General features: G+C 42.0%; 20 protein-coding genes and 1 pseudogene. 1 reads left to right on the top strand and 20 read right to left on the bottom strand.

Going from position 1 to position 26,657, the window contains the following annotated elements; all coding sequences use genetic code 11:
* Positions 1-42: 42 nt before the first annotated feature.
* From hsdR to HOP38_RS05390, 13 genes and pseudogenes are all read right to left on the bottom strand, one after another.
* The gene (gene hsdR, locus HOP38_RS05450; RefSeq protein ID WP_198557608.1) at positions 43-3,606 is read right to left on the bottom strand and encodes a type I restriction-modification system endonuclease; all 3,564 of its coding nucleotides are present in this window, start codon (positions 3,604-3,606) and stop codon (positions 43-45) included.
* Between the two features lie 12 nt (positions 3,607-3,618).
* Positions 3,619-4,767 (bottom strand): CRISPR-associated ring nuclease Csm6, encoded by a 1,149-nt coding sequence (gene csm6 / locus HOP38_RS05445; RefSeq protein WP_198557607.1) that lies wholly within the window; start codon positions 4,765-4,767, stop codon positions 3,619-3,621.
* Between the two features lie 107 nt (positions 4,768-4,874).
* Complete coding sequence (locus HOP38_RS05440; RefSeq protein ID WP_242456508.1) at positions 4,875-6,629, bottom strand: EH signature domain-containing protein; 1,755 nt, start codon at positions 6,627-6,629, stop codon at positions 4,875-4,877.
* Complete coding sequence (locus tag HOP38_RS05435; RefSeq protein WP_198557606.1) at positions 6,622-7,278, bottom strand: OmpA/MotB family protein; 657 nt, start codon at positions 7,276-7,278, stop codon at positions 6,622-6,624. The genes HOP38_RS05440 and HOP38_RS05435 overlap by 8 nt, the downstream gene beginning before the upstream one ends.
* Positions 7,278-9,344, bottom strand: a complete 2,067-nt coding sequence (locus HOP38_RS05430; protein ID WP_198557605.1) for a chemotaxis protein — start codon at positions 9,342-9,344, stop codon at positions 7,278-7,280. Before HOP38_RS05430 ends, HOP38_RS05435 begins: the two co-directional genes overlap by 1 nt.
* Before the next feature lie 2 nt (positions 9,345-9,346).
* Entirely contained in the window at positions 9,347-9,691 is a 345-nt protein-coding gene (locus HOP38_RS05425) for a hypothetical protein (RefSeq protein ID WP_242456507.1), read from the bottom strand.
* Positions 9,691-10,776, bottom strand: a complete 1,086-nt coding sequence (locus tag HOP38_RS05420) for an HNH endonuclease (RefSeq protein ID WP_198557604.1) — start codon at positions 10,774-10,776, stop codon at positions 9,691-9,693. The genes HOP38_RS05425 and HOP38_RS05420 overlap by 1 nt, the downstream gene beginning before the upstream one ends.
* Positions 10,773-11,483, bottom strand: coding sequence for an OmpA family protein (locus HOP38_RS05415; protein ID WP_198557603.1), 711 nt, complete (start codon positions 11,481-11,483; stop codon positions 10,773-10,775). The genes HOP38_RS05420 and HOP38_RS05415 overlap by 4 nt, the downstream gene beginning before the upstream one ends.
* A 2-nt stretch (positions 11,484-11,485) precedes the next feature.
* Positions 11,486-13,258, bottom strand: coding sequence for a hypothetical protein (locus HOP38_RS05410; protein ID WP_198557602.1), 1,773 nt, complete (start codon positions 13,256-13,258; stop codon positions 11,486-11,488).
* Between the two features lie 551 nt (positions 13,259-13,809).
* Positions 13,810-14,058: pseudogene (locus tag HOP38_RS05405) on the bottom strand (IS5/IS1182 family transposase); the annotation flags it as partial.
* A gap of 464 nt (positions 14,059-14,522) precedes the next feature.
* On the bottom strand, positions 14,523-14,969 hold the full coding sequence (locus HOP38_RS05400) for a hypothetical protein (protein ID WP_198557601.1): 447 nt from the start codon (positions 14,967-14,969) through the stop codon (positions 14,523-14,525).
* A gap of 389 nt (positions 14,970-15,358) precedes the next feature.
* Complete coding sequence (locus HOP38_RS05395) at positions 15,359-16,288, bottom strand: integrase domain-containing protein (protein WP_242456506.1); 930 nt, start codon at positions 16,286-16,288, stop codon at positions 15,359-15,361.
* Between the two features lie 910 nt (positions 16,289-17,198).
* Positions 17,199-17,906, bottom strand: coding sequence for a 4'-phosphopantetheinyl transferase family protein (locus tag HOP38_RS05390; RefSeq protein ID WP_198557599.1), 708 nt, complete (start codon positions 17,904-17,906; stop codon positions 17,199-17,201).
* 113 nt (positions 17,907-18,019) lie between these two features.
* On the opposite strand from HOP38_RS05390, the gene HOP38_RS05385 reads away from it, so the two are divergent.
* The gene (locus HOP38_RS05385; RefSeq protein ID WP_198557598.1) at positions 18,020-18,832 is read left to right on the top strand and encodes an AraC family transcriptional regulator; all 813 of its coding nucleotides are present in this window, start codon (positions 18,020-18,022) and stop codon (positions 18,830-18,832) included.
* Here the strand turns inward: HOP38_RS05385 and HOP38_RS05380 are convergent.
* From HOP38_RS05380 to HOP38_RS05350, 7 genes are all read right to left on the bottom strand, one after another.
* Entirely contained in the window at positions 18,784-19,836 is a 1,053-nt protein-coding gene (locus tag HOP38_RS05380; protein WP_198557597.1) for an iron-sulfur cluster-binding domain-containing protein, read from the bottom strand. The two genes, HOP38_RS05385 and HOP38_RS05380, sit on opposite strands and share 49 nt — an antisense overlap.
* Positions 19,837-19,897: 61 nt before the next feature.
* Complete coding sequence (locus HOP38_RS05375) at positions 19,898-20,788, bottom strand: DMT family transporter (RefSeq protein WP_198557596.1); 891 nt, start codon at positions 20,786-20,788, stop codon at positions 19,898-19,900.
* Positions 20,785-21,273, bottom strand: a complete 489-nt coding sequence (locus HOP38_RS05370; protein WP_198557595.1) for an SRPBCC family protein — start codon at positions 21,271-21,273, stop codon at positions 20,785-20,787. The genes HOP38_RS05375 and HOP38_RS05370 overlap by 4 nt, the downstream gene beginning before the upstream one ends.
* A gap of 58 nt (positions 21,274-21,331) precedes the next feature.
* A complete protein-coding gene (locus HOP38_RS05365) occupies positions 21,332-21,814 on the bottom strand; it encodes an SRPBCC family protein (RefSeq protein WP_198557594.1) in 483 nt (160 codons plus the stop codon).
* A gap of 59 nt (positions 21,815-21,873) precedes the next feature.
* Entirely contained in the window at positions 21,874-25,320 is a 3,447-nt protein-coding gene (locus tag HOP38_RS05360) for an amino acid adenylation domain-containing protein (RefSeq protein WP_198557593.1), read from the bottom strand.
* Between the two features lie 14 nt (positions 25,321-25,334).
* Entirely contained in the window at positions 25,335-26,252 is a 918-nt protein-coding gene (locus tag HOP38_RS05355) for a diiron oxygenase (protein ID WP_198557592.1), read from the bottom strand.
* Positions 26,253-26,290: 38 nt separating this feature from the next.
* On the bottom strand, positions 26,291-26,641 hold the full coding sequence (locus tag HOP38_RS05350) for a cupin domain-containing protein (RefSeq protein ID WP_198557591.1): 351 nt from the start codon (positions 26,639-26,641) through the stop codon (positions 26,291-26,293).
* Positions 26,642-26,657: the final 16 nt, after the last annotated feature.

Raw genomic sequence — 26,657 nt, 5'->3', positions numbered from 1 at the left:
CCCGTTTTTACGGGTAGGCGGAATGACGGGGATTCTACGTGACTACGCCGGTTCATCCCACATGTATTCGTTGAATTGGGTGAGTATGCTGTCTAAATCATCATTAAAGACTTTCATAAGCTTGCGTTTTCCACCTTTGCGCTTGTAGTTGCCAGTTTTAAAGGTGTCATCATCGAGTATGACCTTGTCTTTGATGGATTGTGCCAACCTATCGAGCCATGTCAGCTGCTCTGCATTCCAATCATTAGCCGATTTTATTCTCTCTAGAGCGAGCTCAACACGCTTTTCAAACGGAAGTAGTGCATCCCCGATAGAAGCTCGTCGAATATGACCGATAAGCTTAGCGGCAATATCTTGGTTCTTAGCGGCCCTCCATGCACTGCGAAGATTCGCTTCGTTGAAGTCTTGTGCATCGAACCACTCTTGCAACTCAATCAAGCCTTTGCGAGTTAGGTCTCGTGGGCGATTAATAATGGCGTCCAACGCTTCCTGTTGATTTGCGGAAACGTCTACTAGCTTATCGAAGGCCTCTAAGAAGTCTTCAGGGTTATCAAAGTCTCCGTACGCCTGGGTTACCTCAACCACTTCATCGTGAATATCCGTGAAGATTGGCATGTCTCGCATAGCGTTAATATCGTTTTTAAGCTGCTCTAAGCGGCCTACCATATTCGGTACTTTGTTGAAAATTTCAGCAGACCACTTTGGTCCCTTGGTTTTGAGTGTTTTTGCGAGGCTTGCAAAGTCACATCCTGCTGCATTGCTGCAGATTTCATCTAAGCGTTTCACTTGAGATTCTATCTCTTTAGAGCGATCACGGTTGAATTGCGCGTGGCTAATAATACGCTGCATTTTCGCCACTAACTGCTCATGACTATGCTCGGCAAAGCTGCGTTCGTCAGCTTCTTTGATTTTGTAGGTTTCGGAGTCGGTGATCTCGTTAACCAGTGTTTGCAGCTCTACTTGTGGACGAACCACTACTGGTCGCATGGTGTCTACACTTTGTAGTGTCGAGTACAAATCCACGGCGTCAAAAATTCGGAATGAGCTTTTACCAACTGCAGGACATAGGCGCGTTGCTCTGCCTTTCATCTGCTCATAGAGAATTCGGCTGCGTACTTTTCGCATGAATACTAGGTTGCAGATACTCGGGATATCTACCCCTGTCGTTAGCAAATCAACGGTGACAACGATGTTAGGTAGTCGCTCTTTTTTGTAGCGAGTGATCATTGATTGGACTTTGTTGGCGTCCTTGTCGGCATCGCCTGTGATCTTGATGATCGCGTCGTGTTCAAGGTCTGGATATTTCGCCTTAAACGCAACGCGAAGCTCTTCAACTACCGTATCTGCATGAGTGTTGTTGACACAAAATACCAATGTCTTTTGGGCACTTGTTGGGTCGATATGCTGTACTAGCTCCTCACACACGACCTTATTAAAGTTTGAAACAATAAGGTTACGGTTAAAGTCTGCGACTTCAAACCCTTGCTCATCTTCTAATGTGTCGTTAATGAGTTCGCCTTGATTAGACAGACGCACGACCTCTGCCCCTCTTGATAAGTAGACACCTTCTTCACTCAATTTGGTCTTGATTTTGATTGGCGGCTCTTGGTCACAAAGGTAACCATCAATGACCGCTTTTCTATAGCTATAGCGGTAAACCGGCTTTTTCTCGGTGTCACCCAGCGTGCCACCACCAAAGATATCAATGGTATGCAACGCTGGAGTCGCGGTGAGTGCAATTTTAACCGCATCAAAATGGTCGATTATACGGCGATAAGAAGAGATAAAATCGAGCTGATTACGGAACTTCAGTTCCCCTTCCGTCTGCTCTTTATCGAGGATGTAACCACGGTGCGCCTCATCAACGATAATGCAGTCATAACGACCAACAGGCATCACTTCATCGCTTTGAAGTGTTCGTTTAACCAACGACTGTACTGTTGCTACATGAATCTTGGTACTGTCTTCTGGGAAGCGATCCGTTAATCCTTTTATGTTGAAGATAGCGTTAAAGGTATCGCCTTTGATATTGGTATCTTCAAACGAATCCAATGCTTGCTTGCCCAATGAAGTTCGGTCGACTAAGAACAACACACGTTTAAAACGCTGTGACTGAATAAGACGATACATTAGGGCGATAGCTGTGCGCGTCTTACCTGTACCAGTTGCCATAGCAAGCAAGATATCCTGCTGTCCTGCGATAATCGCTTTCTCGACCGCTTGCACCGCTTCTTCTTGGTAGTAATACAAGCTAAGGTCGCTCATATCAGCATTGTCGGCAAACCATCGGTTTTGGAGCTGCAGGTCGTTCTCCAGTTTGGCGACAAGCTCTTCTGGGCGGTGCCACTCTGGCAACGCCTTTGGCATATTGGTGTTATGTCTTACGTCTCGATACCAAATGCCGCTTTTGGTTTTCATTGCAGCTCGGTAGTCACGACCATTGGCGGAGAAACAAAATGGAATTTTGTAGCTTTCTTTTCCACTGGCGTCAGGCCAAGTAGGTGCATAGTTCGGGAAAGTTTCGGCAATTTGGTCCAGCAGTTCGTCGTCGTTAACTGCTTGTTCTAACTCTTGCTTCAAGAAAGCCGAATCAAAGTATTTGCTGTAACGATAAGCTTCATTGAGTTTCGCGGAGACATCAGTGTTCGCTTTTTTGGCTTCCACGACACCAATGGGACGTAAGCCAACAAACAAAACGTAGTCTGCAAACCCAGTTTTCCCCGTCTCATCTTTACCCGTTGGCCACTCAGCGATAGCAATATTACGGCCTACCTGGGGACGAGTTCCATTAGCAAACGTGAGCGTTTTACTGTCGGCATCCCAACCCGCTTTACGAAGTTGTGAGTCGATCAAGAAGCGAGTTTCGGCTTCGCTAAGCTCGAGGCTTCGAGATGCCGCTTCTTTGGTGATTTGCTGCTTGTACGCCTTACGCTCACTCTCTGTCTTCTTGGACAGCTCCTGCTCTTTTTCTTTTAGTTTGGCTTCTAAGGCTGCAATTCGAGCTTGAGACTGCTCTTGAGTTTCCTCTTGTTTACTCTCTAGAATGGAAATGTAACCGTTGAGTGACGTGAGCTTCGCTTGTTGTGCTTCTAACTCAACTTTGGTTAGCGTCTCGGCTTGACGTACTCTTTCGTTCGCACTGGCAAGCTCTGCTTTTAATGACAAAACTTCTTGCTCGAAAGCAGGGCTGTTATCGGAAGTTGGTAATTCAAACTGTGGAACGGGAAAGTCGTACTGCTTAGTAACGAGTCTGTAGTACCAAACTGCAACTCTAAACGCTAGGCGCAAACACATCTCTGCGTCTTGCAGATCGTTATGATACTCATGAACGGCCTTGTTTCCGGTCTTTCGAAGCTTATGGAAGACGCTCAGTATGCTGTCATCAACAAAAGGGATTTTGCCCAATTCACGCAGTAGGTCGTTTTGATTTTCCGGAACCTCAATGTCGAGCAATTTTGCTAAGTGCTTTGCCGTCGACTCCCCGAAAATTCTGAGTTTTACCAGAGTTGTGTTCGGGTCATCCGGATAATTTTTTTCTGCGGCACGAGCGATAGCAAATAGAAAATCGTTAACGCCTTTCAGGAACTCAAAGTTAGATTTGGCCATAGTATCTTTCCTTTAACCCTCTGATTCACAATGCTTGTTGATGACAGACACTTCGATATCTGGACGACAAAGTGCAACTGAGTAACGCTGGTTTACGCCTTCTGGAATCGACGTTACCTCCAACATACCTGCTGTTTGAGTTGGTAAGGCTTTTTTAAGCTTGCGATTTATGGTCGAACAAATGGGCTGCAGGAAGTCTTTGCTCATACCGGATAATGATGAGTAATCGCTCTCTGAAAAATCTTCTGGTGTGGTGCCAAAGCTGCCAAATACCCTTGGGTCACTTGCAAACTGGCGGTAAGTGTTCAGAAAGTCGATGCTGTGCATCTGCTGGTCTTCAAAATATCGATCAACAAGCAGCCCGTCAGTACCTTTGTCTAAAAGCCAAAGATAGAATGCCAGCTCTTTGGCTGTCAGTGAAACATCTATGCCTAATGTGGAAATCAATTTGGATGAGCCATCGATGGTAACGGACAGCTCTCCCTCTTGAGAGGAGTTCAACATGCCTACCGTTTGACTAAAAGAGAGATTAGCCATAGTGGATAGCACTGTTGGGTCAACGGCATTTCTCATCCTAACAAATGGAATGTCTGCCAATGTTACCGTCGCCTGACTTACATCGACTTCACCTTGGCCATTTTTACCCGTAACCCACTTTTGATTCTTGGTCGGATACCAAAAATCTCTAACAAATTCGTAAGCATCATCGACAAACACGTGACTCAATGTGTCCTGCGAGCGCCCGAACATGGACATCGCATAACCAAAATAGAATGCCATGGTTTTTCGTCCACCAGCTAGCGACGCATGAATTGCCGTGTTGTCATCTTGAGTCAAATCAAACACTTTTTTGGTAATGAAATCAGCCATGAAGGTTTGGTCTTCGATGGATTTGGCATCGTCAATATACTCGCCTTTATCATTTTCTATCAACCAAACATGGCTTTCATCAAAGCTGAACTCTGGCAGTTGATACTCGCTTTTGAGTGCTTCTAGATGACCGTCACGGATTAGGCCATTGAGCAAAACATCTTTACTGCTTTGTGTGGTGATGACGTACACTTCATCTGGAAATGGTCGACCGCTCTTTGCTATGGCAAAGAGCGTCTCTGTTAAGACTTGGGGACTAGTTCCTGTAGTTGAAAGAAGGATGTTTTTCATTCTATTCTTTGTTTTTAGTGGGTTACATTGAGCTACATAGTCTGATATTACACTAGATGAATATCCACACATACCTTAGGTGATCTCAGAATGACATAATTTTTGACCTAATAAGCAATTCTAAAGCGATTGGCCGTCTCAACCGCTTCTTTATGTCCTTGCGCTGCTGCTTTAGAAATCCAATCTTCTCCATATTTTCGGGTTCTCGCATCGCTGTTTGAGCCCAAAAGCATATTCTTGCCAAGCTGCCACATAGCTTCTGGATTACCTTGATTAGCCGCTTTCTTTATAAACAATTCGTAATCAGCTTGATTTCCGAGTTGCTTAGCCATGATCGCCTTCGATAGATACAAAGTACTTTTCTGAGCTAAACCACGTAACTCTCCAAACTTGCCAGTTTTAACTTCTGCGTCCCAAAATCTTTCAATCCACGTTTCTAAACTCGCCTTACGTTTCTGAACCATCCCTTCGTCTGGTTTGGGTAGACCTCTGCTCTCGGAGTACTGGCCTAGTGCTTTCGATAACCCTTTGAAGGATTTAGTGCCATTATTTGGAAGGACTTTAAACTTGGTTCTAAGAAGCTTTTCACAATAGTGTTGCCAAAAATCAAGATGGTCATGTACTTCAAGCTGAGTCATAGTGCGAATGTCTTCACTTGTCAGAGCTTCGCTATCAAACAACTTTTGTGTATTCCAGTCACTCTTTTTATAAAATCGCGTTTCTGCAATGGTTCCTCGAAGAAACTCAACAACAAGCAAATTATCTAGTTCAAAGATATAGATCTCACTGTCTGTATTTGTGGAGTTTGGCAACACATGTACGAATTCGGGCAGGCCCCCATTTTGAGACTCAACCCAGTTATAGCTCTCGCTCGGAAGTAAAACCCTGACTCGTTCAAATCGACTACTGTAATTTGACCAGAACTTGGAACGACTTCTAATCTGGCGGGTTTGGTAATCGTTAAAATCAAGCTGAATAGCCGCCTCTTCAGAGTAGAGGGCAGCAGAAATTGCATGCAAATCAAAGTAACTTGTTAAACCAAATTTCTTTTTTAACAATGCTTTTGATGCGCCACCAAGTTGAGGCCAATAGCTGTTTTTCTTTAAGGGAAAACAGTGCTGCTCTATGATCTCAGCACACTGTTCACCGTAATCAAACTGCCCAAGTTTACGGATGAAGCCTTCACAAAAACTCACTCTCTGATGGGTGGTATCCAGAGCGTAAAAGTTTTTCGCAAGCCAAACATCATCAAAACCTGACAAGTCTCCTTCCGAGATTGGGCTTAATAGACAATTAGCCAGCTCTGCCTTGTAACTATTGGCTTGAGGTAGCCTCAGATATTTAATATAGCCACCTAAAGTTTGCTCTTCCTGGTAGCAAAGTGATGCCATCTCATCAAAGTCTTTTTCTTTTAGCGCCAACAGCCAATCCAGTTTAGCTTGATCTATCTCACTCCAAATAGGCACGGTTCGAGCGATATCAATAGATTCAACAAGATCAGCGACGACACTCGTTGGTTTTCCATCTAACGCTAATCCCATTTTGAACAGCGCAATATCTCCAAGAACCAATTGACTGCCCACCCCAGTCCATACAGCAATACAAGCTCGCTCTCGTTCTTGGTCATCTAACATGTTCCACTGAACGACGTTTTCAATGGCTTCTAACCATTCAAAAATATGAACTTCGTCTGTCCTTTGTGCAGAAACGAGCTCAACTATCTGCCTAAGAGTTTTAGGCGGAAAACTCGGTGTTCTATCGTCAGTGATTCCGAGCTCTAAAAACTCATCGAATGAATGGCTAGTTAACTTGTTTGCACTTGGCAATCTTGGTTGTGCGAACGAAAAACCCGAGCTACTCAACTTTCTTCACCTCTGAGAAATTGCCAAGAAACTCTTCATCTTTGAACTGGAAGCGGAACTTCACCTTTCGGTCAGCAGCATCAGCTACGTCTTGTCGAGCTTCAATAGGGCCTCGACCAGAAATAACCGCCTTGTCGAAGAAACGCTGTTTATCACTAAATTCCATTGAGTTAACGAAAGCGATAACACTGTTCGCGCGTAAAACACTCAGTTCCATATTCCTGTCAAACGCACCCTCGGAACTCGAATGTCCCTCAATCACAACCCGGCTAACTTCGTCAGCGGTTGCTTGAGACTGAAAAATTGCATCAGAGTAAATTGGAATGAACTTTTCCAAAAACTCTTGCCCTGACGGTTTCAATTTATAGTCGTTAAGGTCAAATAAGATAGAGTCCGTAATTGAGATATCACCCGTTTCAGGATCTGCTTGGACGCCAATTCCCTCCGCATTCAACTTATCGTTGATATCTTTGATAATCACTATTCGAGTATTTTGGCTCTCTTCATATACCTCAGAAATTTGAACCAAAGCACTGATGAGCAGCAATGCGAAGATCATCAGCAAGACTGACATTAGATCCCCGACCGAGAGCCATACACCAGACTCTTCTGCATCTGCAGTTCTTGGTGAGTGGGATAAACTCCTCATCAAGCCTCCGCTCTATCTGCTTCAAATTCTCGATTTTGAACTTGAGCGTTAATCAAGTAGCCAGCTGCTTGTGACAGTTTATTATGGATCGTGCTTGCCGATTGGTCGAAATCATTGAAGAAAGTTTCAAAGCTCTCATTTGCTCGCGAGAAGTATTCGTCCATGGCTTTCGGAAGGTTCTCTGTCACATCGGTAAACGACGCAGAAGCCGTTGCATACTCTTTCTTCAATAGTGCGATTTGTCTTCCCATTGTTTGTGCAGCATCTTGAAGCTCTGCCATTCTCGACGCTTCATTTAACCCAATAGCCTTCGCTACACGCTCAACTGTTTGAGCTGATGCTTCTAGCTTTTGATACTGAGCGGTGAGTTCTTGAAGCAGATTGTGGCGGGCTTGGTATTCGCTCTCAAAGACTTTACGGAAATTCTCTACAACCTCATTGAGACCATTACGCTGCTTGCTCAAGCTGCCTTCTAGAAGCGAGTTCTGCTGCTCGAAGTACGATGTTAGATTCTGTTGATACTGCAGTCGGAAAGCTTCTAGTTCTTTTTGAACAGTTGTCGACATCGACTTAACTTTTTCATCAATGTCACCTAAGCCTGACTCTAGCTCCTGCTTCGCTGAAGTCATTAAACTACTTGCTTGATCGCCTACAGCTTCCAACACATCTGTTTGTTGTTTGAATGCAGCACTCGAACCTTCGATGAGGGCATTGATTCGAGTCTCCACACCATCGAACAGTGCTTGTTCTTTTTGTTGCCTTTCGTCTAGCGCCCCATCCATTGACGTTTTGATTCCTTCGAAAGCTGCAGAAGCTCTTCCCGCACTGAGCTCAAAGGCATCCCTCTGCTCTTCCAGACCTTTCGAAGCGCCATCAAGCAATGTTTGGACTTCTTTCGCGATTGTAGACATCGCTCCTTGAGTGTCGTCTTTAAAGCTCGCGAGAATTTGCTTTAGTGATTCAGCAAACTGTTGCAACTTGTCCATTGTATCTTTCTGGAACTCGTTGATTGTCTCTACAGTTTGCGCAGTGCTGGTCACCACTTTCTCAACATTAGCATTAAGCTGAGCGGAAACTTCATTACTCTGAGAGACTGCTTCACTTGTTTTCTTAAGCTCTTCTGATACGGGGTCAATCAACTCTGATTTCATCTTATCTACAAGCAACTCCACTAGCTCTTTCTGCGATTGCTCTTTTATGTCTCTTAGAGCCGAAAGCTCACTTGTTATAGCTTGCACGGCTGGTGTAAGTTGGTCTTCTATTGACCCCTTAACAGCCTCTGATACTTTGTCAGCAATCGCATCACCATTGAACGAATCTCCGAGCTTATTTAACGAAGCTGCCGTATCCCTAAATTGTTGGCTCATATTTTCTATGGCTGTAGCTGAGCGTAGCTGTGCAGCAACCACTTCCTGCTGCCCTTCATTCGACATATTTTTCAGATAGTGAATTGCACTTGCTTCATAGTACTCGCTCGAAATCGCTTTTAAAAACTTGGCTTGAGCTTTCGATAGGCAGCTTGAAGACACTTTCATCAAAGCCATAAATAGAGCAGAGCTGCTTAAACCAGCTAAAGATGTATAGAAGGCCGTTTTCATACCTTCCAAAAGCTCTGCAGCTGAGGTCAACAATGCTTTAGAGTCACCAGCCATACTAAATTGGCTCAATCCAAGCGTGATACCTAAAAACGTACCAGTGATACCAATGCTGGTTAGCAGTGCTGGGACTAGCTTATATCGGGTCGAATCACAAGGTGGTAGCATATGTGAGAGAGGTGACTTTGTTAACCAAAGCCCCTCTTTACTATCAACTTTTAAACCATTTTCTGTTGGTGTATAGACTAAGTGCTCTACCAGCCATTTAAATTGAGGCTCTGATACTTTCTCACGCTCCACTACATCTGATGTATGACCACTTTTTAGACTAGCGATGCTTTTAAGTTGTGAGATTGCTTTCCACGTTGCGTTGACTTCGCGTCCGACGAAGAAGAAGAACAACACTAACGTTGTGATGATGATAATGTCTGTTACCCCATCCCCCGATATTATGGCGACTCTGTCTAGCATATTTAACTATTCCTTAAAAACTTACTTATTTCACTTGAAGTAAAAATTTGTTCGGCAATGCGTGCTGGCAGGTGCTCTGCATCTTCTCGAACCACACCGTTGACCAATACTTTGTCTCTAAGTCTCACGCTATACAAGGCTTCTTCGTGATCATCACTATCAGAGGCGACTTTCAGATAGACCTCTTCAGGAAACTCCCGAAGAAGCGTTGCTTGTAGTGATGACTTTGTGTCTCTCAAGGAGTTTGTAGCAATGAAGTCGGCTCCAAACTCCTCTTTGGATAGCTTCCAGGCGTGGTTGACTGAAATAATTCGCTCCAACACTTGATCCAATCGCATCTTCATCATCAATGCCTCAACGTGTGAGCCTGGCTTCTGTAATCACTCAGAAACTCATTTGCTGTTATTACTTGCCAACCTTGTTTTAGTGCATCATTGATATCATTTGGTGAAATCGCCACACCAAATCGACGTTTAGGCCAAGCTAGCTCAATACGAGAAGCTATATCCCCCAAACTATCCTTCACATAGTAGTTAACCTCAGGCAGCGAAAGGTGTACTTCGCGACAAGCATGTAAAACACCATGAACTCCTGGGTCTGATAACTCGAAAAGCTCTTGCCATCCTCCAAGATCATCCAATAGACCTTGCTCTTTGCGAAGATCGTTAATCAATTGTCTTTCGCGATGACTCAGAACCATATGCTGATGTTTTGGTTGCTTACTGTGACAGTCGATACATAGTGCTTTTAGGTTCTTCTCACTATTATCTGACTTAACGCCATTGATATGATGCACATGCAGCAGTGAACGGTTCGTGCGCAAGTTTACCTTACAGTCCTCACATTCAAAGTTCTTGTCTACGCGATAACGTGAAGACACTCTCGACCAATCGTTGGTGTATCCTGTCTCAGCTGTTTCTGCGTTTCTAGAAGGCATATGAGGGAAAAACGAGCTATATGTCGCAAAGAATTCTGCCATGTTAAATTCAGCTACTATTGAGCGAATGTCGTTGGAAGAGTTACAGCCTTTATAGTTAAGCTTTCTCAAACAGTTCTGGCAGACTTTCAGTCTAGCTTTAGTTTCCCCATAACCAGAGTCAACAACAAACTCCCCTGAGGTATTGTTCGTCACTACATAGCGTTCAAAACGTCCATTGGCTCTCATTGATTGAAGAGTTTTACAATCAGAGACGTGGAAACGAGCACTAGAGCCGTTAGCTTTGATATACAAGCTGACATTCCGTCCTTGGTAACTTAATAGACCAGACTCTATTTCTACATCTTTGAGCTCTACATCTTTACCTTGCTCCAGTTCTTTATCGACTTTCGCTATATGCGTTTCTTCATAGGCCCATTTGAAAGAACCTTTTTTCTCGGGTTGCATGGTATTGATAGCTGTCATCAAGGAGCCCAAGTTGAGAGTCAACTTCATTCTGCCCCCAAAATCTTGAGTATCTGTTGTTCGGCATTGGTAATGATTCGGAAAGACACTCTACGTGAACGCTTTTCATCTTCAACACCAGCCTCGTCTAATGCAAGTTTTGAAGATGAGTAACCAACTGCCGCTACGTTACCTTTAACCCACTCATAATAGTCATTCTTAACTGGTTCCAAGGCCATCACGTACCCCAAAACAGCTCGGGTACGTGACTGAGAGAGTCGCATATTATTGAAGTAGGCTTCATAGTCTGTTGAATCATGATTCCAACGACTTGAGGTGTGACCTTCAATTTTGATTTCCTGGATAATTGGCTGGTATTTTTCAAGAACAGCTAAATAGCGAGGGAAAAAATCATCCAATATTGATTGAAACTGGTCGGTTAGATTAGCCTTACCATTAGCAAACAGTACATCTGGAGCGGTAAAGTTGACACTCAGAGTATCACGGTCGATCTCTGCTCCCCAGTGATCTAAATCCTTAGCGAACTCCTCAAGGAGCGCGATATAAATAGCTTGCTGAGTTTGCTTGTAGGTTTCAGCAACATCTTTGATCTTGTCGCGTTCAACCATAGCATCACGCATCAGAGCAACTGAAATGAATAGGAAAACCATCATGAGTCCAGCCATAAGGTCGGACACAGACATCCAATGTTCACCACTTCCTTCTTTGGGCTTTTGAGAGCCAAACAATTTTTCCATCGTTAAACTGTTGCTCCAGCGTTGACCACATTAGACATTTCTCGAACAAGCTTCTGATAATCTCGAGTGAACTGCTGCGTGATCGTTGCCAAGGCCTCACCCATTTCGTTCATAGTGCGGTTAATCTCTTGCTGCATTTGGATATCAAGCACTTCAACTTGTTTCTCTACCGCGTTACCAGTTTTACCAACTGAATCAACAATTTGGTCTTCCAAACTATCAAATGTACGCTTGACAGCTTGAGCCTGGATCTGGAAGACATCTTCGAGTGTGGTTTCTAAGCGATCATGAAGTTTTGTAATCGCTTGAGTCGTCTCAGTTTGAATCTCACGCGTGCTTGATAGCAGCTCTTGGTTAGCAGACTTAAGTACGCTACCCGTTTCTTTAGCATCGTCTTTGATGTCAGCAACGAGAACACGTAATTGAGAGTTTAATTCTGTAATAGCATCTTCAAGCTGTTCTTTGATTCGGTCTGAGTTATCGGTTAGATAAGAAGCACTGTTTTGAAGCGCACCAGATGCACTGGTAACATTATCCGTGATGTCATTTGATGCCTCTGCAAGACGCCCACCAATTTCAACCGCTCTAGTCTCGAGTTCACTCGATACTTTAACAGCTCCTTCTTCCAAGTTGGTGCGCATAGTCTCAACGCTCTGATTGGCTGTGGTACTAAAGTTATCAATGATTTTCTGAGACTCGACTAACATCGACTCATAGTGCGTAGAAGCGGCCTTAACTGAATCACCAATCACTGCCATAGTACTGTCCATTTGCTCACGAATCTGAGGCATTGCTTCAACAGCCTTGTCACGCAAGTCCTTAAATGCCTCAAGGCGGTGTTCCAGTTCCGTAACTTGACCATGACCCAGTTCCATTACATGGTGAAGTTTTTCCATCGTCTGTGGAATGGACTCTGCTCGTTCATTAATGCTAGCTACAGATTTCTCTGTTGAAGAGATCGCGTCTACACCAAGCTGATACTTATTTGCCATATCTTCTAGCTGAAGCTTGTAGTTTTCTTGCCAGTCCACTAATTTTTTCACCGACTCATCTAGACGTTTGAAGTTCTCTCCAAACTGCTCGGTGAGCTTATCGTTAAACTCGACAATGACTTCTTTCAGCGCGTTAATAACTTGCTCTGTTGCAGACTTCGAAAGTAGCTCGCCAAATTCATCCATTTTAACCCATAGCTCGGCTCTAAACTTCTCATTTGATTGAGAAAAGTTTTCCAAATGACTATTGAGTTGTCTGTTACCGTCGGTAACATCTGTTCGTAGATTCTTGATTTGAGATGTTAGAGATGAATCACTGTCTCCCCTTATAGCCGATAATAACTCTGAAGAAGATTCTAGCTGCTTATTTGACGCCTCTAATTGCTGAGACATAACGGTGTAGATTTCATCTGGCCCTACCGATTTCTCAACTGACTCTTCTCGTTTAGGCAACACACCTAATATGGCTTTGTAGACTATCGATCCCGCCATACCAACTAAGCTTGTTAAAAATGCAGTTTTAAGACCCGAGAGCAAAGATTCGATACTGCCGTCAATGTTCTTAGGGTCAAAGTCCATCAAGCCGACCACAATGCCCGCAAAAGTACCCAAGATACCAAGAGAAGTTAAGAGGTTAGCCGTACTAGCGGTCAATCGTGGAGCTTTTCCAATAGCAGAAAGTGCAATAGAAACAATCATTAATGCAGCAATGATCAGGATAAAGGCATCGGATATCGCATTTGCAGTAAATGATGCAATGAAAGAAGCTATCTGGTCGGTCATAGGAGTTTTCTATAGATTTGAGTTTAAACGCGCGGAATTCTACATTTACAACACAGCATTCTGCAATAGATTTATTGTGTCATTTATCGACAACATCGATGGTGATTATATGCATTTAAGGTAGTATTAAGAAATCGTAAGCTTACAAAAGCATGACATAGGTCAACCACCGCCTTCACGCCATTCAGCGCAGTTATATTTCACAATATCAAATCGCCCTTGCAAATAATTACCTTATTTTCCATATCTTGAGTTTTTACAATAATCGGCGCTTTAATGACGCCTTAAGACAGAATACAGAATATGGGGCTAAAGTTGAGTCTCACATTGAGGACACTTTATATTGGTAGGCTGCAACGGCATTGTGGCATGGTATGTCCAGTACTCTCCGTTTTTTATGAGTCGATGATTACACGAATAGCAATGGTTGTAGACAGTAAACAACTCACATTCATATTGATACCACACTTTGCTTGTGTTTCTTTGGTTGTGGTCAAGGCTTTGTTGCTTAATTTGGAGCGAAGGCGTGGCAACCCCATTGCGGTTGATTTTTAAACGATATACTGAGTTTTAGTCATACCCAGCCCCATAAGCTTATTAAGAGCTTTGATCATTGCGTAAGTCCCCACTGTAATAACGAAAGCTGAGCTTCCCACCCGACAACTGCTTCACTCGATACATTGTAGTCTCTGATAACGAACGCTTGTGATAGCCATAATGCTTTTCCACTTCTTGTTGGAGCCGTAAAGTTTCTGACAACCTACCGCTAAATTGCGAGAATACCCTCGTACACAGAAGGCTACGACGATTAATGGGTGTAACCGATCAAATCGTAGCTTCTTGATTTAGTTCCATCGATTTAAGCAACAAAGCCACGACAATATACAAATATACGTAAAACACTTTCTCCTATTACGTATCATCTATTGTGGTATCAAGACAGAATTGGCATCAAAAACTAAAACCCTATATTTGTGATACCAATATGACAGAAAAATAGCTGGTATCAACATTCAAGTGTTTTTTGATACCAGCTGTAAATAGAACATCATCCAAATAAGTTATCGATCTACCCTTGTCGACAATAGGTCGTTTTACTGCATCTCATTATGAATCCCTCACTAATTCTTCAAAATGAATGCACATGTCAATTTTGCCTCAACATGTTGATAACTCAAGTGAGGGGAAGACCATTTCAACAGTCTTTCTGGAGTAGAACAGATGTATCCTCCGAGGCATCTGTTCTTTCTAGCACTCACTCACTTCAACCTTGAATGAAAAGTCGATCCCACGGCCAAAGCTCTCGAAGGTGTTCTTCTTTCAGCACTAAACCTCTGTGACCATCAGAGTCTAGAGAATCTTCAACTTCATGCTCTTTTAGCATAATGGTTGTATGGAACACACTCAAAACCAAAGAAAAAAGAACTAGATCATTTAGAGCAAGTTTAGTTTCGCCGCACGCACTAAAAACGATTGCGTTGACGATTTCCTCTGCCTCTTCTGGCGTTAGTAGTCTTAAATCAAACTGAGCGCCATGAGCATCTTTTCCGATAACCCAGAACTTTGTCGCTATCCGCTCAATCGCTTCTCTGGCTCGGTAGTCTGCATCAAGACCATCAGTGACTACCCAATTGAAAAAGCCATATGCTTCTTCCATTTGCTCAATGATCAATGAGTAGCGGCTATTTTCTGAGCCTATACTTTCATACATAACTTTACCTCCACGTTTTAGTTATACATGTCGTATGGTCAACTATCGAATTGCGTCAGGGTGTTGAGTTTTTTTTCTGCTTAACTTACAAATCCAGCTTAGGAAATGGCACTCTACCCCTTAGGTGCGCTTGCTCAAAGAACAGCTTTAGAATTGCATATTTTTCTTTTCGGGTTTGGTTTGATTCATGTTTAGTCCTCTCCCAGTACCCAATTATTTGACGCCTCCCAACTTTGTGGAGTTGCTCGCCTAAGTACTTCTCGTGCTGAAAAATATCCTCCAGTATCGAAATTAATCGTCGGATTTGTTTCTGGCGGAAAGGAATGCCTTTTTTACGATACGGAGCCATGATCGTCATTACTTGTGAAAAAGTGTTTTTGTTCACGGCATTATCCTAGGTAGGCGTTTGTAATCTCAACGCGATGATGTCCAAGGAGTTCTGACAACTCTAACCGAACTATACGGTCTAAGCTCTGCGCATGCTCGATTGGAATAGCAAGTTCTTTGGCTATGAAGGCAAAGTGGTCTTTACCATGTGATATCCCTGATTGCACTGGACATCGAACACCGATTTTTCTTACGTAAAATTCAGTGGCGAAGAATTTTCTTTCCCCGTGAGTAAGGTACATAGGATCTATTGCTTTTGTTTCACGCCACGCATAACTTTGGAAGCTTTTAAAACTGCGGCCGTCAGGGATCAGAGTGTGTGTCTTATGCTCTTTTTGGTAAGCTGCCACTCGGACGAGCAGGTTGTATTGCTCAGTGTTTTCAACAGGCATCGACCTAGACTGGCCTCCTTTCGTGCCCCTAGAGATAGTGGGTATTTCGTTCTTTGCTAACGCTCGTAACGATTGTTGGGCATCGTGCAGGCAAGCCTCTCGAAATCGCATGCCGAATTTTCGTTGCAACTGAATAATTAAGCCTAATTCTTCACTAACACCATGGAGTACGCGCTGATGCATACGTTCAGCTATGGAACCATCTGTTTGCGCAACCCCTGATTTGGGCACGAATCCTAAATCTGCAGTAGCTCTAACAACGCAAGTTTCATCACCTCTCGCCTGCGCTAAGGTTCTATTTATATGACTAAGATAGTCTCTTGCCGTCACAGGGCTAAGAGTACCAACTTCATAACGTTCCTGAAGCTGTTCTCCATATTGAAGCACGGTTGTTTTGTCTATGTGATTCAACCTCTTAATTCTTGTATTAACCTTCAAAAAAGCTGAAAAATCACGAATTGCCGCCAACCTGGACCTGTGGGTATTATTCTTAACTCCTCCTTGCTGTTCTAGTGAAGCATTGATCAATGCTTTCTCCATGTCTCGAGATCCCAACGAAAAGTTGGGTTTTGTAAAATCTCGCACTCGGTTCAGAGTATGCCCTGAGTATTTCCTGTTCATTTGTATTTTTCTCCTGTATTCCGTTGATATTCTCCTGTATCTGACATAGCTGATTGCGCAGCCATTCGGCTGTAGCGATAAATGATATACGTCGACCTTTGATGCTCCCTCATCGCGAGGTCGAGGGCTTATTGCATCCTCATCAAATGGTACCGTCTCTACTAGACTAATCCCGATGGCGCCGTCGACAGCGGCTTTAGGCGTTGCTTCCACCATCAGTTTGCTATGTATTGTGTTGTGCAAATTTACGTCATGCATCGAATTTGCGTGATTAGTGGTAGCGCCTAGCATCTGCTGCCTACCACAGTTATCGATCACCTAATGACGCTCGAACTTCCTTTAACTTCTGTGTCGAATGTTCCGCACCTCCCGCCTCCCTAAACGAGCTAGATTTATTTTCTCTTCGTCTAATTTCTACAATGAAATTAGACGAAGAATGCTGGCACCAATATGTGCTGGATAGATTCCTCCATTAATGCCTTAGTAGGCAAAAAGCTCAGCCCTGAAGTGGGCTATCGTATGTGTGTATGGTAGAAGTTCAGTAACATTGACTGTGTTGTGAATTATTTTTGACTCGCTTAATAGCCTCATTTTAATCATGCATATGAGTACCCATCTTTTCGCTAAATAATCTCTAACAAAGTTTTTATAATAAGTTTTTATTAACCCAGTAACATAATTCTCTGTGCCATTTAACAGAAAAGCGCTGGAGTAAGGTTAAAAACCTACTGGATAACACTAGAACGTATTGTGCATTATCCTTGGATAAATTAGACTTTTGGTGACATTACTAGCGCTATCATAAAAACTCATTTCACCAAAATAGTAATCAATCAAATATCAATGTAAGTATATACCCTCCCGTAAAAATATATTTCCCATAAAATTCCCTCCCTTTTTCAAAGGTTTCGTTTAAATCTACATTTAAAGATATTTTAAATATTTTTTCGCTTGTACTTATATAGGTAAGAGTTGCTGAATCAAAATCAAAATAGTAGTTAACTTCAGGAAAAATGGCTTTAAACAGGCTCTCTTTGGCCGAGAAAGCTAAAGAGAATGCAGTTGACTTAACAAAACCACATTTATTTAATAGATTTATTTCGGACGGGCTTATAATTGATTGTTTCAAGCTTTCCGAAACTTCCACATTCAGCGATTCGATATCAATGCCTATTCGTTTATACAAACTGTCTCTACAAATAGCGCAAACTGCTACTTGGTCGGCATGGCTTATGGACCCTTTTACACTTTCAGGCCATACAGGGACTCTTTGATTACCAATATCAACTATCGTATTCGTATGTTCGAGCTGCTTTAGTATGGAAATGGCCAGTACCCTACCAGCCAAAAATTCTGCCTTTCTTTTATGTACTGAGCCTGATACCTTCTTGTATAAGCCCCTCCCTAACAGTTTTACTGTTAAGGTATCCGAATAATAGATCGGGTCAAAATGACATTTAAGACAAACAATAGGAATGCCATCGAACTCTAAAGTTTCGACAGCAGTAATAAATGGAAATATGGGCGTGCATTTCATAGATTTGAAAATTCCATTACTTTGATTTAGTTATAGCAAAAGTGAATATAAATCATCTTGCGTATCCAAAACCCTTTTTTTAAGATGAATTTTATTTTCTGATTGAATTAAGTATGTTTTACCAAAATGACAGACTCAAAGAACCAATTCGGGCGATTAAGTACACCTACCAAAACGGTATTAAAGAGCCTGTTCATGACCATCAGGTTGTTCAGGTTTTACACATACTGGAAGGAGTAATTCGAGTCTATGCCAAAGATAATTGCTGGGTCATTCCTCCATCTCGGGGCCTGCTGATTCCAGCAGGGGTACCTCACAGCTTAATCGCGGTAGGCCGAGTTGAAGTACGAACTCTTTTCATAGATCCCTTAGCACGTGCTGATCTTGGTAATGAGTTAGGTATATTTCAAGTTAACCCGCTGCTTAGAGAGCTAATTAATGCAGCTTCTGATTTCTCTGATAATCTTACAACAGGATCACGCGAAGAACGTATCAACGAACTTATTCTTGATGAGTTGCGCTTAATTCACCTCACAGACTTTAATGTACCCATGCCTTCATCAAAAGAACTTAAATCTTTCTGTAGACGTGTGACCGCTCATTTAGAGCGCCCCTGGGAGCTAGCCGATGTTGCGCTCTCACTGAATGTGTCGGCACGAACTATTTCCCGTAAATTCCACTTAGAGACTGGTTTGAGCTTTGGAGAATGGCTCAGACATTTTAGGATACTTAAAAGTATGGAGCTACTGGCTAGTGGCTATTCTGTTACAGATGCAGCAGTAACAGTTGGTTACGATAGCCACAGTGCTTTCAGCACAATGTTTAAGAAGCGTATTGGCATTTCACCAAACTCATTCGTTGCCTTCCCAAGTCTGGTTCAAGAAAGTGACGTATCACTGAACACAGAACAATCATCAATTGGATAAGTGCAACAAGCGAGCCTTATCCCTTTCTCGATACTATGCGTGTCTAATACGTCGGTACATCCTCCTCGAGTATTCCCTTCTACCCTAACCACACATGCACCGCATAAACCATTCCTACACACTGAGTTGATGTAAGCACCAGCATCTTCGGCCAACTCCAGTATTGACTTTTCGCCATTTGCTTTATCACAAATCACTTCATTATCTAGATTAACTTTAATTTGGGTTTCCTGTCCCAAAGGAGTTTGACTTATAAGTGAAAAATGCTCTGTGGCAATGTCACTCGGCTCTACTTTCAGAGCTAGAAGGTGACTGGTCATATTAGCAACATAGTTTCCTGAACCACTAATAAATGCTTTGAATCGTCCAATATCTGGACATTGATCAAGTATTCGGTTTGTATGCAGTCGATAGGTATCAACGTTAGGACAGTTTGAACGTTGAGTGTAATTTATATGTAAATATGAATTCTCCAATTTTTGTACCAGTTCAGTGAATTCACTTTTGAAAATATAATCGTCAACTGAACTGAAGCTTAAGAAAATGTGCAATGGTTGTTTAAAGTTGTTTGTATGTAAAAATTGTATCATCGGCAATAAAGTGGTTACCCCACTGCCAGCACCGAATAGAACTAACGGATATTCCAGATGGGATGGAGTTATGATAAAGTCTCCTTTAGGTTGGGATAACAAGCATCTCATACCTATGAATGCTTGATTGAAGAGCCAGTTTGATACCAGCCCTGATTCTACTTTTTGAATGGTTATCCTGATAATCTTTGTTTTAGTACCAAAAGCTGATATTGAGTAATAACGTGAATATATAACACCATTAATTTCAATCGAGAGATTTACAAATTGACCAGGTTTAAATCCGAACTCGCATGATTCTAGTAGTTCCATTTCTAATGATACTGTTCGATGTGTTTCGTTGGTTCTGTTTTTTACTCGGCATTTATATTGTTTTTCTTCTAAAGTATTATCTAACTGAATTTTCGAGTTCACAATCATTCCTTTTTTAAACATAGCGAGAAGGCAGATACAACAATGCCTTCCCATCATATCGCTACTTTGAAATCGCCGCTGGTTTAGAGAATTGATTATTTTTCAACAAATTATGACCAAACTGAATAATTGCAATTCCAGCTACGGTGATAATCGCTCCGATCCAGTTAGCAATCGTGACCTTTTCATCCAAAATCACAATGCTTCCCAACATAGCGAAAAATGGCATTAACAAGCTAAATGGTGTTATTTTATCCACGCTAAACTTGGCCAACAGCTTGTACCATAAAATAAATGCCAATACGCCACCAAAAATGGCGGTATAAAGAAGCGCTCCCCAAGCCTCTAGGGATGCGTTATATAGTGAGCTAATTTGACCTTGTTCGGTCATGAATGATAGTGCTAACAAGGCTGGGAATGCTGTTAGGGCAACGGTTGCATTCAACCCAACTGGGTCAAATTGGCCAAATTTTCTTACGCAGACATTTCCGACCGCAAACATTAAGGCAGAAGCAGTGATGATCAATAGACCATATATATTGGTGTTTTCCTGTGGCATACCAAGAATGAATGAGACGCCAAGGATGCAAACTAGGGTTCCAGCCAGCCCATGCTTTGTTAAAGTTTCACCAAGAATGATTGAGCCAAGAAATAGCGTAAAAATCGCGTTTGTCTGGTAGACAATCATTCCTGATGTTACATCTGAATACTTAAACCCAATATACAGTAAAGCAAAATGCATCACTCCTTGCGTCAGGCCAATTACCGCCGCCTTACTAAAGTACCCTTTCATACGCATTAGGAACGGCGACAGAATGATAAACATTAACAAAAATCGCAATGACACCATAAAAATTGGTGGAAACTCACCAATTCCGAATTTCAGCATTACTCCCTGAATACCCCAAATACAAGGTACCCCAATGGCAGCTAAAAACCATAAAGTGTTCATGAACGGACCTCATTTAACCTTTCACTGCAAATGCTTTCGACATTAGCTAACGCAGCATTAGCAAAGTCCGATAAAAATACTTCCAGTTCCTGTTGAGCCCCTGTTTTTGGCTCTCCTGCCATTTCCCACACTACCTTGCAACACGAGTCAGTAAGCTCTTCAACTCTCATGAGCTCCCAAAGGTTTCTGAGGTTTAGAGAAGTCGAAATTATATTGAAGTGCATTTTCATGTTGGAGTTATCTCTAAAGGAGATTTGGTCAACAACATAATCACCCGAATCGAATGTCTTAACCCTAACCTGACCTAATCCTTCACCTATCATCTGGCATTTATTTAACCCGTCAGTGAATCGATCAAATCTTGAAAAGTTTCCTACAACATCCCAAACAACACCGGCTGGAGCATCGATTTTTTTTTCCATTCTTAAGGTTTTTGTTTGAGGAATGGCAGGATAGAAGTGTCGATGACATATAGTATTTTCCATGTTTTCTCCCTACCAGACGGGTATAGAACCCATCTGGTTTTTTATTTTTTGGCTTTTGTTATGCTGCTTTCGTGGATTCAGCGATTTCTTTAACGTTATTCAAACAGCTTCGGGCAAAGCCTTCGACAAACGATTCAAAATCAGTTTGGTTGGTTTCGTTATTGTAAGGTTCACCGGCGATATCCCAGATAGCCTCACAGTGGTCATTATCGATCTGATTAACACGCATTGATGACCATAGATTTCCAATATCCATATTCGTGTAAATCAAGCTCCAGTCCATTAGCATACTTTGTTCATCACGGTGATTGAGCTGCTCTATAACGACATACCCATCTTCAAATAACTTTTTACGAACGGAACGTTCACCTTCGCCAGTCATTTCAATTCGTTCTAATCCATCAACAAATTTATGAAAACCAGAGAAATCCCCCACAATTGACCAAACCTCAGCAGCCGACGCTTTAATAGTAACGGGAGTACTAATGGTCTTTGTATTTGGAACATTAATTAGTGTTGAGCGTTTTTCTGAATAATTCATCTATATATCCTTAAGGTATTAAAGCTGCAAAATATCTGAAAATTACAGGTTATTTGGGTTTATGAAGTTACTAATTTGGTGTTTACTGTTTTTCCAATAAATCCGCTTGAAATGAGATACCCTAAATTGGCATCAATCAACTTGTTGTCTTTTTCTGGATAATCCAATCCAGATTGATTTAAACGGTTTAAGGTTTTTGTGTAATCTATATTTGAGATGTCACCAATATCCTCTGAATTTTCATCGAGATAAAATGACACTACTTGATATAAAGCATTTGACTCATCTAGTGTTAGCAGCATGCTTCTCCACTTATCATCCGATATAAATTTAATTGCTATCCCATGATGATTTAACCGACCCACATATTGTTTCCAAGTTAGTGGTTTCGGGTTATGAAAGTGAAGAACAGGTGTATGTTTAGCTTTATCTAATGAACCTTCCACAAGACCTTGGGCGATAAAGTCAACGGGGCACAGATCGAACTGTAAATCCCAATTTGGGGCGACCCCCATTTGTGCTGCCCCCTTTAATAGCAACAAAATTCGATTCTGGTCAGGGAAACAATGGCCAGTTTGAGAATGCCCAGTAATGTTCCCTGGTCGAACAAGTGTTATTGGAACACCTCGTTCATAAGCTTGCCAAACCAATTGTTCAGAAACCCATTTGGTAAGGTTATATCCATTGTTTACGAAAGCCGGTAGTTGCCCTGAAGGCCCCTCTTCGACAATGTGTCCTTGTTCATTTAGATTACTTGCAGCACTCAATGTTGAGACATAGACCATTTGCTTCTGCTGACCAGTACAAGCCATATTCAATAGCTCGATGGTCGAGCGAACGTTAGCATTGTAAAGATAGGTGTAATCATAGATATGATTCACTTGCGCACCGTTGTGATAAATGACATCAACCTTTCCGCATAGCATTTGGTAGTCGCTGTCAGATAGACCTAGCTTCGGGGCAGCTAGATCACCACATACCACTTTGATTCGAGGGTTCTTATTAAGATCATTGACCCCGAATTTTCTATAATTTTCAGCCAGTTTCTTGAGTGCATATTCTTGAGAGCTTGCTCGGATATGGCAATAGATAATCGCATCAGTCTTTTGAACCAATTGCACCAAAATATGAACGCCTAAAAATCCTGTCGCCCCTGTTAATAAAACTGCACGGGGATTAAATGCGTTAAGATTCTCTCCAGTACAGGGGGCGATTTTTTGATCCAGTACCAAATCTGCATATATTCGGTCTGAAATCTGCGCCCCTTTCGTTAGGTGGTCCGATGTTAAAAGTTTGCTTAGTGCTTCGATCGTTGGGTTTTCCATGAAGCGAGCTAATGTAAAGCTTCCTTCGTAGGTATTCCTTACCGTGAGGAGCATTTTTGATACAAGTAATGAATGACCTCCCATTTCAAAAAACGATGAATTCAGAGCTAGGTCCTCAGGGTCAACTTCGAGTGATTCAGCCCATATTTCTCTCAATTCCGTTTGTAATTTAGTCCAAACTTCATCTTTGGTGGTACCAACCGAACGCACTTTGAATTCTGCAAGTTTTTTACGGTCCACTTTACCGTTGACCGTGTAAGGAAATTCTGGGAGCTCTTTGAATAATACTGGCATCATATAATCTGGTAAGCATTCGCCCAACTTAACACGTAATTGGTCGGTAGAAACATTAGATTTCGGACCTTTAACAAAAGCTCTGATCTGTTTTTTATCGTCGGCTATAACTACACACCCTGTGTAAAGGTCTAATTGAAGAATCGTGTTTTCTATCTCACCAAGCTCAACTCGAAATCCTCGAATTTTAAGCTGGTTGTCCCGACGACCAATAAAGTTAATTTCACCATTTTTGTCCCAAAAGCAAATATCACCTGTACGATACGTTTTGCCTGCTTTTGAATTCGATTCAATCGGGGCAAATCGTTCATTAGTTTCTATAATATCTCGTACATACCCAGGTCCAACTCCTTTCCCTGCTATATACAGCTCACCTTGCTCCAGAGTCTGGCAAGGATCGCCTTTTTCATTAATCAGGTAAACCTGAGTATTATTGATTGGCTGTCCAATGACTTTGTTATTGCAGCCTTGATCTAGTCGTTTAAAGGTAGCCAGCACAGTACATTCAGTAGGCCCATATATATTGACCAAATTTGACTCTCCGGACCAATGATCGATCGCTGCACTGTCGCAGACATCGCCACCGGTGATGATGTATTCCATAGATGGCCATGAATACTGCGGCATTGCCGATAACATTGCTGGTGGTATGAAACAGTGTGTGACTGACTCTTCTAAGATTAAATTGTTTAGTTGTTCGAAGTCATGTCGCTGCTCAGATGAAGGGACAATAAGTGTCCCCCCAGTGGTAAACGTAGGGAAGATATCTAATAGAGATGCGTCGAATGAAACTGTTGTGAACTGAAGACAACGAGAATCATATGATAGATTCGTTTCTGTGATATACCAGTGACAGAAATGAGCCACATTTTGATGAGTGAGTTGCACGCCTTTTGGAACGCCCGTTGAACCTGACGTATAGATCATCACAGCATTTTGATTTGTGTTTTCTTCGTATTTAAGCGACGTTGCTGTTGTTCCGATATCGATATTTTGCTCTAGGGCATCTATTGAAGTAGCTGGCGTTTCTGTCTCAAAATTTAACGCCCCAATTAATAATTGAGGTTTAGAGCCTTTCAATATGTTCTTAATTCGGTCTTCTGGGTACTCGGGGTCGATGGGCACATAACAAGCATTTAGTTTTAACACTGCCAGAATCGTTGCATATAATTCGATTGACTTTGGTAATGCGATTGCTACGACTCGCTGTTCTGCACTACTACCAGAACACAGTAGATTTTGAATATTTGACGCATATCTTTCAATCTTACCTTCCAGCTCTTTGTAAGAGATCGAGGTATCACCAAATTTGACCGCAGCCTTTTTTGGGAAAAACCTAACCGTATTTTCAAAAGCTTCGTATAAATCTTGATAATACTTTCCGTTCTCTATCGTCTCATTAGACTTGTGCCAGAATTTTAATTCATGAAGGTCAACCTCTGAATAGTGCACTAATTCATCACTAGGAGTTGTGTTATCTTTGGTTAAACCTTGTGATAAGCGTGTTAGCGTCAAAGAAACACACTGTTCTACCACTGTACAAATTTCTTTGTGAATATCTGCTCCATTATGTGTGAATCCGTTCTTTATGACTAACTTAGTAATTAGCACCAACTGCCCGTCAAATGGTGCTAATGTAGAAACAATGTATTGTTCATTATCACTCCCATGAGCCACGCTAATATACACTGACGACCTTGAGCCTAAATCGATGTCATCAGGATGATAACGCTTAAGAGTGAAATCGACCTTCATAGAGTCTTTAGTTTCAGAAACAGTTTCGCCGGGTTCTGATGAAATAATGTTATGACCAAGCTCGTAAATAAGATTGGCTAGTTCATGCGAGTAAGGACACTTGCTATCAAGTGCAATAGAATAAAGTTTCATTGTCTTTCCATGATCTATGAATATTGGGCAAGAAGATTTCGGGTCGGAGCGTGGTCAAAAATGCCTGACGCGATTAGGAATCGCCGGATATTTGTAACCATAGGGTGCTGTCCAGTAATAGGGTACCCACCAACAAGGTTTTCAAGTACTTTAGCTTTAACTACATCTGGAAGGGATAGTTGGTTGATCAACGCTGTATCAAACTCTTTCTGGATATCATTTGTAAGATATTCTTCAAGAAATTTTGGCAATGCAGACCCAATAGCCAATCGAGATGATTCATCAATCTCGGCCCAGTAAATCTTGACTAGCTCTGTCCAAAACTTTGAGTGGCGACCTTCGTCTGCAAGATGATCTGCCATAATACCTTTAATTGAACGCTTAACACTGTCGTCACTAGCAAAAGCAGCAACGTCAGAAGTGACAGTGTTCTCAGAGATGGCCACAGCAATCAGTTCAACGCCGGCTTTATGGTTAGCGTCATCTAATGAGGCGATTGCTTTCGGGATTGCTCGACTAAGCTCAATTTCATTAAATACCTGAAAGGGCTTTGAACCAGTTTGTTGTTCCATCTGATTCTGGAAATCCATTGCAACAAATGCGTGGTAGTCTTCATCAATAACAACTGACATTGCGTCATATCTAGCCTCGAATGAAAACTCAAAAGGAAAACGACCTTTAGCAATATCTAGTGCCGTTTTGTTAACGATTTCAGTCTCAAAAATCACAATATCATTGATATATTTGTATAGGCTTTGAAGCAAAATCGTGTTTTTTACCTCTAAACCCAACTTCTCAATTACCGGATCAAAGCACAATGGCTGTCTTTCCTTTGGGTAGAATGAAAGTTCATCATCCTCAATAATACGTCTTGGTCTTGTCCGGATTGTCGCTCGTTGTTCCCATGAATTTGCGTGTGATTGATAAGCCATTTTATGTTCCCTTTCAACTGCCTTGTTAGTTTATTTGTTTAGTAATAATGAATTTCTAAAAGGACACACCCATCGTAACTTGTAAACGGTCCATGATGAGTACCTGCTGATCTTATAAAGTATTCACCTGCTGTGTATTTATGCTTTAGTTCTAAGGTGTCTTTATCCAGAAGAATTTGGTCACCCGAAACCAGATATACCTCTTCATGGTAATCATGAAGAAATACTTCCTTGGTCCCAGCACCAGGGTTAAAGCGAACAAAGCGAGTTCTTATCCCAGTTTTCTTTTCAGTATCTAGGGTGTCTTCGATAATGATCTGTTCGATGCCAGGGTCAAAACCAGTAGGGCTAGTCCAATTCTCTGAAGGTATATTTAAGATTTTTTCCATAATTCCCAAACTCAGT

The sequence above is a fragment of the Vibrio mediterranei genome, from assembly GCF_013364395.1.
Lineage (GTDB): Bacteria > Pseudomonadota > Gammaproteobacteria > Enterobacterales > Vibrionaceae > Vibrio > Vibrio mediterranei.
The sequence above is the reverse complement of the archived record's forward strand: the minus strand, read 5'-3'. Positions and strand labels throughout refer to the sequence as shown.

What these genes read in the sequence shown, in the direction of transcription:
- hsdR (WP_198557608.1), bottom strand. Translation starts at nt 3,606, where the DNA reads ATGGCCAAATCTAACTTTGAGTTCCTGAAAGGCGTTAACGATTTTCTA.
- csm6 (WP_198557607.1), bottom strand. Translation starts at nt 4,767, where the DNA reads ATGAAAAACATCCTTCTTTCAACTACAGGAACTAGTCCCCAAGTCTTA.
- HOP38_RS05435 (WP_198557606.1), bottom strand. Translation starts at nt 7,278, where the DNA reads ATGAGGAGTTTATCCCACTCACCAAGAACTGCAGATGCAGAAGAGTCT.
- HOP38_RS05430 (WP_198557605.1), bottom strand. Translation starts at nt 9,344, where the DNA reads ATGCTAGACAGAGTCGCCATAATATCGGGGGATGGGGTAACAGACATT.
- HOP38_RS05425 (WP_242456507.1), bottom strand. Translation starts at nt 9,691, where the DNA reads ATGATGAAGATGCGATTGGATCAAGTGTTGGAGCGAATTATTTCAGTC.
- HOP38_RS05420 (WP_198557604.1), bottom strand. Translation starts at nt 10,776, where the DNA reads ATGAAGTTGACTCTCAACTTGGGCTCCTTGATGACAGCTATCAATACC.
- HOP38_RS05415 (WP_198557603.1), bottom strand. Translation starts at nt 11,483, where the DNA reads ATGGAAAAATTGTTTGGCTCTCAAAAGCCCAAAGAAGGAAGTGGTGAA.
- HOP38_RS05410 (WP_198557602.1), bottom strand. Translation starts at nt 13,258, where the DNA reads ATGACCGACCAGATAGCTTCTTTCATTGCATCATTTACTGCAAATGCG.
- HOP38_RS05400 (WP_198557601.1), bottom strand. Translation starts at nt 14,969, where the DNA reads ATGTATGAAAGTATAGGCTCAGAAAATAGCCGCTACTCATTGATCATT.
- HOP38_RS05395 (WP_242456506.1), bottom strand. Translation starts at nt 16,288, where the DNA reads ATGGAGAAAGCATTGATCAATGCTTCACTAGAACAGCAAGGAGGAGTT.
- HOP38_RS05390 (WP_198557599.1), bottom strand. Translation starts at nt 17,906, where the DNA reads ATGAAATGCACGCCCATATTTCCATTTATTACTGCTGTCGAAACTTTA.
- HOP38_RS05385 (WP_198557598.1), top strand. Translation starts at nt 18,020, where the DNA reads ATGTTTTACCAAAATGACAGACTCAAAGAACCAATTCGGGCGATTAAG.
- HOP38_RS05375 (WP_198557596.1), bottom strand. Translation starts at nt 20,788, where the DNA reads ATGAACACTTTATGGTTTTTAGCTGCCATTGGGGTACCTTGTATTTGG.
- HOP38_RS05370 (WP_198557595.1), bottom strand. Translation starts at nt 21,273, where the DNA reads ATGGAAAATACTATATGTCATCGACACTTCTATCCTGCCATTCCTCAA.
- HOP38_RS05365 (WP_198557594.1), bottom strand. Translation starts at nt 21,814, where the DNA reads ATGAATTATTCAGAAAAACGCTCAACACTAATTAATGTTCCAAATACA.
- HOP38_RS05360 (WP_198557593.1), bottom strand. Translation starts at nt 25,320, where the DNA reads ATGAAACTTTATTCTATTGCACTTGATAGCAAGTGTCCTTACTCGCAT.
- HOP38_RS05355 (WP_198557592.1), bottom strand. Translation starts at nt 26,252, where the DNA reads ATGGCTTATCAATCACACGCAAATTCATGGGAACAACGAGCGACAATC.
- HOP38_RS05350 (WP_198557591.1), bottom strand. Translation starts at nt 26,641, where the DNA reads ATGGAAAAAATCTTAAATATACCTTCAGAGAATTGGACTAGCCCTACT.